The following is a 6,901-nucleotide window of genomic DNA, read 5'->3' on the forward strand; positions in this document are numbered from 1 at the left end:
CGGCGGCGGCGCGAACCCCGGCCGCGCGCTGGTCTGCCCGACGTTGCCGAGCGGCGTCGCCGACGGCTGCTGGGCCTGCTGCTGCTGGGCGGCTTCGGCGGCCTGCTGTTCGGCCTGTCGCTGCGCGAAGTAGCGCTGCGGGTTGGCGTAGTCGAAGTTGGTGGAGGAGGCAGGCTGCTCCGGTCCTGGCGCTGGTGCCGGGGTCTCGTCGATCACGGCGGGCTGGGCCTCGGCCATGTCTTCCTCGACCTGGATCGGCGGGGCCTGGACGGCGGCCATCGCCGCCGGACGCGCCGAGGCACTGGCGCGCGTCGCGGCACCCGCGCCGGGAGACACGGCCATGACGATGACCCGATCGAAGCGGGACAGGGTGCCGGCCAGCGCCTGGGCGCGCGGAGCGGCGATATAGCCCGCGGCGCCGCGCAGCACGATGTCGAGGGCCTCGCGCTCCGGGACGTTCTCGAGACGGAGGGTCAGCGGCGTGCCGGGAATCCGATCGGCATCGACGACCTTGACCTGGCCCAGTCGGGCCCACTCCGCAAGGATGGCCGATGGCGTCGCATTCTGCGTGATCAGCGTGGCTCGGCCGTCTTTCAAGCTGAGGGACACCGACTGTGCGGACACGGGCAGGGCCGCCGCCACGAGAACGGCGGCCGCGAGCAGGACTCGTCGGCGCATGGAGACCACCTGGACGCGCGGCACGGGCATCGAAACCGTCGACTGCCGGGCGCGCGAGCTTCCAGTATAGGACGGTCCGTCGGCGCTCTACGGCCGGAACGACATCACGGCCGAGGCCACCAGCTCGGCATCAGCCAGTGACAGCGAGGGATACAACGGCAGCGAGCACACCTCGCTGGCCGCCTGCTCGGCGTGGGGACAGGTCGCCGGCGCCTCGCTCTGGATCGCCGGCTGCTGGGTCAGGGCCTTCGGGTAGTGAATCAGCGTCTGCACGCCCTGGCTCGCCAGGTGGGCCCGGAAGGCCTCCCGCTGCGCCGTGCGGACGACGAACAGGTGGTAGACGTGGCCGGCGTCGAACTCCCGCGGCACATGGACCGGGGCGCCCTCGAGCCGCATCCGGTAGTGCGCTGCCAGGGCCCGGCGCTGCTGCGTCCAGGCGGGCAGCCGCTGCAGTCGCTCCCGCAGGATGGCGGCCTGCATCTCGTCCAGGCGCGAGTTGACGCCGAACTCGTCGTGCTGATAGGTCGTCCGCTGTCCGCCATTGCGCAGGCGGCGGAGTCGGTCGGCCAGGGTGGCGTCGTGCACCGTGATGGCGCCGCCGTCGCCGAGGGCGCCGAGGTTCTTGGTCGGATAGAAGCTGAACGCGGCGCCGGCGCCGAACGACCCCACTGGGCGTCCCTCGCACGAGGCCAGATGCGCCTGCGCGGCGTCCTCCACGATCGCCAACCCGTGCCGCGCCGCGATGGCCGCGATGGCCGTCATGTCCGCGGCCTGGCCGTAGAGGTGGACCGGCATGATGGCCGCCGTGCGCGACGTGATCGCCGCCTCGACGGCGGCCGGCGAGATGGTGTGGCGCTCGGGGTCGATGTCGGCGAAGACGGGCCGGGCCCCGGCCATCATCACCGCCAGCGCCGTGTAGGCGGCCGAGAGCGGCGCCGTGATCACCTCGTCGCCCGGGCCGATGCCCATGCCGCGCAGGAGCAGCGCGATGGCGTCGGTGCCGGTGTTCACGCCGATGGCGTGCGCGGCGCCCGCCGCCGTCGCGAACTCGGCCTCGAACGCCTCGAGCTCAGGCCCGAGGATGAACCAGCCGCGATCGATGACGCGGGTGACCGCCCCGCGCAGCGCGTCGGCATCGTCGCCCGGCTTGAGCGACAGGAACGGCACCCGTACGTCCGGAGCAGTCATCAGAGGTAGCGCTGCAGGTGTTCGCGGTAGAACGCGATGGTGCGCGTGAGGCCCTCGCGCAGGGTCACGGCGGGCTCCCAGCCGGCGGTCGTGCGGAAGCGCGTGGAGTCGGTGTAGAAGCTGCCGATGTCGATCGCCTTCTTCTCGGCCGGCCACTCGACGTAGCGCCGCCGGCCCGAGTTGGCCACCTCGATCATCAGCTCGACGAGGTCCCGGTGCTTGATCGGCTCGAGTCCGCCGACGTTGAACGCCTGCCCGTTGCACGCATCCATGGCGCCCGCCCGCAGGAACGCGTCGCACGCGTCGTCGACGTAGACGAAGTCGCGCATCTGCAGGCCATCACCGAAGATCTCGATCTCCTGGTCCTCGACGATGCGGCGGATGAACCAGCCGACGAACCCCTGCCGGTTGTGCTTGACGAGCTGTCGCGGGCCGTAGCAGTTGGTCAGCCGGAGCGAGCAGGCGCGGACGCCGAAGACGTTGTTGTAGACGAGGTGATACTGCTCGCCGGCGGCCTTGTTGATGCCGTTGATGTCGGTCGGGCGCACCAGGTGGTTCTCGTCCACCGGCAGGTAGTCCGGCTTGCCGTAGATCTGCCGCGTGCCGGCGAAGACGACCTTCACGCCGGGGTTGTTGCGCCGGCAGGCCTCGAGCACGGTCATCTGGCTGCGGCAGTTGATCTCGAGATCCGTGTACGGATCCCGCATGCTGTCGATGTGGCTGACCTGACCAGCCAGGTTGAAGATGACCTCGCGCCCCTGCACGAGGTAGTTCATCGTCGTCTGCTGACGGATGTCGGCGATGTTGACGCGGACGCGATCGTCGATGCCGCGGATGTTCTCGAGCGAGCCGCCGTAGTCCGGGATCAGCGAGTCCACCAGCAGGACGTCGGCGCCGAGGTCGACCAGCTGCCGCGCCAGGTTGCTGCCGATGAACCCGAGGCCGCCCGTGATCATCACGGGACGTCCGGCGTAGTACGCGCGGTAGTCGGTCATCCCTTCGCCTGCGAGGCCGGCGGGTGGTCCTTGCGGATCACCAGGTCGTACCAGAGCCGCAGCACGTCCATCCCGGTACGGAAGATGCGGCGGAAGTTGAAGAACTGCGACTTGCCGTAGGCCCGGTGGTAGTGGTGCACCGGCACCTCGGCGATCCGGAAGCCGGCGTCGGTGATCTTCTTCATCAACTCCAGGCAGATCACGCCGCTGTTCTTGGTCAGCGTGACGGTGTCGAAGATCGATCGCCGCATCAGGCGGAAGTCGCAGTCGACGTCACGCACGCCGAGCCCGAACAGCAGCCGCACCGTGTGGTGGTACAGCCGGCCGATGACGATGCGGTGGAACGGATCGGAGCGGGCGATCTTGTAGCCGTTGACCAGGTCCACGTCGGGGCCGAGCCGCTGCCACAGCAGCGTGACCTCCGACGGGTCGTACTGCGCATCGCCGTCGGTGTAGAAGACGTAGTCCTTGGTGGCCGCGGCAAAGCCGCTGCGCAACGCCCCGCCATAGCCGCGATTGACCGGGTGATGGACGATGCGCACCTGCGGGTACATCCGCGCCAGTTCGTCGAGGATCTGCGGCGTGTTGTCCTTGCTGCCGTCGTTGAACACGATGACCTCGTGGTCGGGCGTGAGCGCACGCGCGGCCAGCAACGCCGACACCACCATGCTCGCGATGGTGCCGCTGTCGTTGTAGGCCGGGAAGAAGATGCTCAGGCCGGCAGGCGTTCTGGCAGGAGTGTCTGGCATACCCGAACAGGCAACCTTAGCACACACCTCAACCGCGGCGCCCGCGCCACGACGGGTGCCGCGCCACGAGGCGCCAGGGCACGAAGACCGACTCCAGGATCACGCTCTTCGACATCTTCGACTGCCCCTCGCGCCGCTCGACGTAGATGATCGGCACCTCGCCTATGCGGCAGCCGGCCCCCATGGCCTCGAACAGCATCTCGACGAGGAACGCGTAGCCATCCGAGACGAACCGCTCGAGCGGCAGCCTGGCGAGGGCCTCGCGCCGCCAGCAGCGGTAGCCGCTCGTGCAGTCGCGGGCCGGCAGCCCGGTGATGAAGCGCACGTACCGGTTGGCGAAGGTGCTGAGAATCAGGCGGCTGAGTGGCCAGTTGACGACGCTGACGCCGTGCAGGTAGCGCGACCCGATGACCAGGTCGAGGCCCCCGGCAGTGACGCCCTCCACCAGCGCCGGCAGGTACTGCGGGTCGTGCGAGAAGTCGGCGTCCATCTGGCAGACGATGTCGACGTCCTGCGTGACCGCCAGCGAGAGGGCGTCGACGTAAGACCGCCCGAGCCCGCGCTTGCCGGTCCGGTGCATGACCTGCACGCGGCCCGGGAACTCCGCGGCGAGGGCATCGGCGATGGCCCCCGTGCCGTCGGGCGACGCATCGTCCACCACCAGGATCGAGAAGTGGGGGCCACGCGCGATCACCTGCCGCACCAGCACCGGCAGGTTGTCGCGCTCGTTGTACGTCGGGGTGACGACCAGCACGCGTGGGGGCGTCGTCATCCGCGTCCCTCGAAGCGCAACGCCGAGATCTGCTCGGAGACCAGACCGACGAGGAACACGAGCACCGAGAGCATCAACAGCAGGACGGCGCCGTTGGCGATGCGGCCAGAGACGGTCACCGTCCACGCGCCGTACAGGAGGCCGAGGAGGCACGAGCTGACGCTCACCGGCAGGAAGATCTTCATCGGACTGAAGATCGTGACGATCTTCAGGATGATCAGCAGGAACTTGGTGCCGTCGCGCGCGAGCCGGATCTTCGAGACGCCGGTCCGCTGGCGCGCCTCGATCGGCAGGAACGCGACGCTGTAGCCTGCCTTGATGAACGCCAGCGTCGTCGTGGTCGGGGTCGAGAAGCCGTTGGGGATCAGATGGAGGAACTCGCGCAGGATCGACCGCCTCGCGCCCCGGAACCCCGACGTCAGATCGGGAATCTCCCGGCCCGTCATGTAGGTCGCAAACGCATTGAGCAGCCCATTGCCGGCGCGACGGACGCCGGTGGCCTGGGTGTGGCCCGCCCGGGCGCCGACGACCAGGTCGTAGGCGCCGAGCTGGTCGACGACGCGGCAGGCGTCCTCGGGCTTGTGCTGCCCGTCGCCGTCGATCACGAGGACGAACTCACCCGTGGCGGCACGAATGCCGGTCTTCACCGCGGCCCCGTTGCCCTTGTTGTAGGGGTGCCGCAGCACGCGTGCGCCCGCGGCTTCGGCCGACGCGGCCGTGTCATCCGACGACCCATCGTCCACCAGCAGGATCTCGTGCCACGCGGCCGCGGCCCGGAGGGCGAGGATCACCTCGCCGACGACAGGCCCTTCGTTGTAGGCCGGGATGAGGACGGACACGGAGTCGGGGGCGGCCACGATGTCAGGCAGCGGGCGATGGATCGCGTCGCGCCGGACCGGCGATGAGCGCGGCGACGACCCCGTCCCAGGAGATCGCGCGGGTGCTATCGTACCCCGCCTCACCAAGGGCGGCGGCGCGGTCGGGGCGGTCTGCCAGATCGGCGAGGCAGGCGCCCAGGGCCGCCGCGTCCGGCTCGCTGACCAGCCCGTTGACGCCGTGGCTGACGAACTCGAGCACGCCGCCGCTGTCGGTGGCCGTGACCACCGGCTTGCGCGCCTCGAACGCTTCGAGCGTGACGTAGCCGTAGTCCTCGTCGAAGGGCGCGAACACCACCCCCCGTGCCCCGGCGTAGAGCTCGACGAGTGTCGGCTCGTCCACCGCGCCGAGCAGGCGCACGCGATCCCCGAGGTCCAGCTCCTCGATCCGGCGCTCGAGGCCGTGCCGGAACGTGCCCTCACCGGCCACGAGCAGACGCATCGGGGCCGGGACGTGGGCCATCGCCGAGATGGCCAACTCCACCCGCTTCACCGTCTCCAGCCGGCCCACGGAGAGAAAGTAGTCGCCGTACGGGCCGGGCCGCAGCTTCGGGGCCAGCGGCGACGGGTGGTAGAGGGGGGTGGACGGCACCCCGTTGAAGCGGGTCAACCGGTCGGACGTCGTGCGCGAGATCGTGTAGACGGCGGCACACTCGCCGAGCATCTCCCGGTCGAGCGCGCGGATCCGCTCCCGGACCGCCGTGTCCTCTTCCCGATGGTCGAAATCGGCGTACTCGGTGCCGCAAAGGTCGTAGGCGGCGCGGTACTGGTGCATCAGCCAGGCCACCTTCCGCGGATGGCGGACGCAGTAGGTCGGGAACTTGGTGGGGATGACCAGGTCGATCGGGCGTCCGCAGCTCTCGGACAGGTCCAGCAGCCGCCACGCCGCCGCATGGGCCATGAGCTCGGTCTTGGGGTACCACTTGAAGGGCACGCTGACGCGCTCGACGAGACAGCCGTGCATCTCCAGCTGGCGAACCAGCTCGCGCACCAGCGCCTCGGCCCCCCCGCGGACGAAGGGCACCTGCGCTTCACAGACGAGAACCGTCAGGGCCAAGCGGCGCACATCCTAGCACGCGCCGGGTGGCGAAACTAAGGCGAAGTCCTTCCGGCTCAGGAGTTTCCGAGAACTACCAGTTGACACCCGCAGGCCGTGTGCCTATTCTCGGCGTGGACCAAAGTGGACCAAAGTGGAGAGTCGTGGTGCTCCGCGGACGCATTTCAACCAAGATTGATGACAAGGGGCGCCTCAAGGTGCCCAGCGCATTCCGTGCGCACATCGAAGCGGAGTTCGGGCCGGGGCTGTACCTGACCAGCTTGTCTCCCACTGGGGAATTCGTCCGTCTGTACCCCCTCAAGGTCTGGGAAGCGATCGAGGAAAAGCTCCGCGCCGTGCCCCAGATGAACCAGGCCCGCAAATCCTTCGAAATGACGACGTCCTACTGGGGCCAGCTGGCCGAATTCGATGCCCAGGGACGCGTGGTCATCCCTCCTCATCTCCGCGAAGCTGCCGGGGCGTCCGCCGACGTGGACGTGCTCGGCCTCCAGAACTGCCTCGACGTGTGGAACAGCGACCGCCTCCGGTCCAAGGTCCTGTCCGACGGATTGAACGACACCCATCTCGCCGACCTCGCCGCCCTGGGG

7 protein-coding genes and 1 pseudogene are annotated in these 6,901 nt (G+C 69.3%); 1 reads left to right on the forward strand and 7 read right to left on the reverse strand.

Translation table 11 applies throughout. From position 1 onward, the window contains the following. The 7 genes and pseudogenes from Q0C41_RS28475 to Q0C41_RS28505 all read right to left on the reverse strand — a co-directional run. Positions 1-678: pseudogene (locus Q0C41_RS28475) on the reverse strand (hypothetical protein); the annotation flags it as partial. A gap of 87 nt (positions 679-765) precedes the next feature. Further along, positions 766-1,866, reverse strand: a complete 1,101-nt coding sequence (locus Q0C41_RS28480; protein WP_291989901.1) for a DegT/DnrJ/EryC1/StrS aminotransferase family protein — start codon at positions 1,864-1,866, stop codon at positions 766-768. Continuing rightward, on the reverse strand, positions 1,866-2,861 hold the full coding sequence (locus Q0C41_RS28485; protein ID WP_291989903.1) for an NAD(P)-dependent oxidoreductase: 996 nt from the start codon (positions 2,859-2,861) through the stop codon (positions 1,866-1,868). The genes Q0C41_RS28480 and Q0C41_RS28485 overlap by 1 nt, the downstream gene beginning before the upstream one ends. Beyond that, positions 2,858-3,610: a glycosyltransferase family 2 protein gene (locus Q0C41_RS28490; RefSeq protein ID WP_291989906.1), complete on the reverse strand. Its 753-nt coding sequence runs from the start codon at positions 3,608-3,610 to the stop codon at positions 2,858-2,860. The genes Q0C41_RS28485 and Q0C41_RS28490 overlap by 4 nt, the downstream gene beginning before the upstream one ends. A 28-nt stretch (positions 3,611-3,638) precedes the next feature. Continuing rightward, positions 3,639-4,382, reverse strand: a complete 744-nt coding sequence (locus Q0C41_RS28495) for a polyprenol monophosphomannose synthase (protein ID WP_291989907.1) — start codon at positions 4,380-4,382, stop codon at positions 3,639-3,641. After that, positions 4,379-5,239 (reverse strand): glycosyltransferase family 2 protein, encoded by an 861-nt coding sequence (locus Q0C41_RS28500; protein WP_291989910.1) that lies wholly within the window; start codon positions 5,237-5,239, stop codon positions 4,379-4,381. The genes Q0C41_RS28495 and Q0C41_RS28500 overlap by 4 nt, the downstream gene beginning before the upstream one ends. Positions 5,240-5,243: 4 nt before the next feature. Beyond that, complete coding sequence (locus tag Q0C41_RS28505) at positions 5,244-6,314, reverse strand: glycosyltransferase family 4 protein (RefSeq protein ID WP_291989912.1); 1,071 nt, start codon at positions 6,312-6,314, stop codon at positions 5,244-5,246. 143 nt (positions 6,315-6,457) lie between these two features. On the opposite strand from Q0C41_RS28505, the gene Q0C41_RS28510 reads away from it, so the two are divergent. Continuing rightward, positions 6,458-6,901 (forward strand): hypothetical protein (locus Q0C41_RS28510; RefSeq protein WP_291989914.1); only part of this gene is annotated, 444 nt, incomplete at its 3' end.

The organism is Luteitalea sp., from assembly GCF_022842525.1.
Lineage (GTDB): Bacteria > Acidobacteriota > Vicinamibacteria > Vicinamibacterales > Vicinamibacteraceae > Luteitalea.

Excerpts from the sequence above, each read along its gene's own strand:
- Q0C41_RS28480 (WP_291989901.1), bottom strand. The coding sequence starts at position 1,866 with ATGACTGCTCCGGACGTACGGGTGCCGTTCCTGTCGCTCAAGCCGGGC.
- Q0C41_RS28485 (WP_291989903.1), bottom strand. The coding sequence starts at position 2,861 with ATGACCGACTACCGCGCGTACTACGCCGGACGTCCCGTGATGATCACG.
- Q0C41_RS28490 (WP_291989906.1), bottom strand. The coding sequence starts at position 3,610 with ATGCCAGACACTCCTGCCAGAACGCCTGCCGGCCTGAGCATCTTCTTC.
- Q0C41_RS28495 (WP_291989907.1), bottom strand. The coding sequence starts at position 4,382 with ATGACGACGCCCCCACGCGTGCTGGTCGTCACCCCGACGTACAACGAG.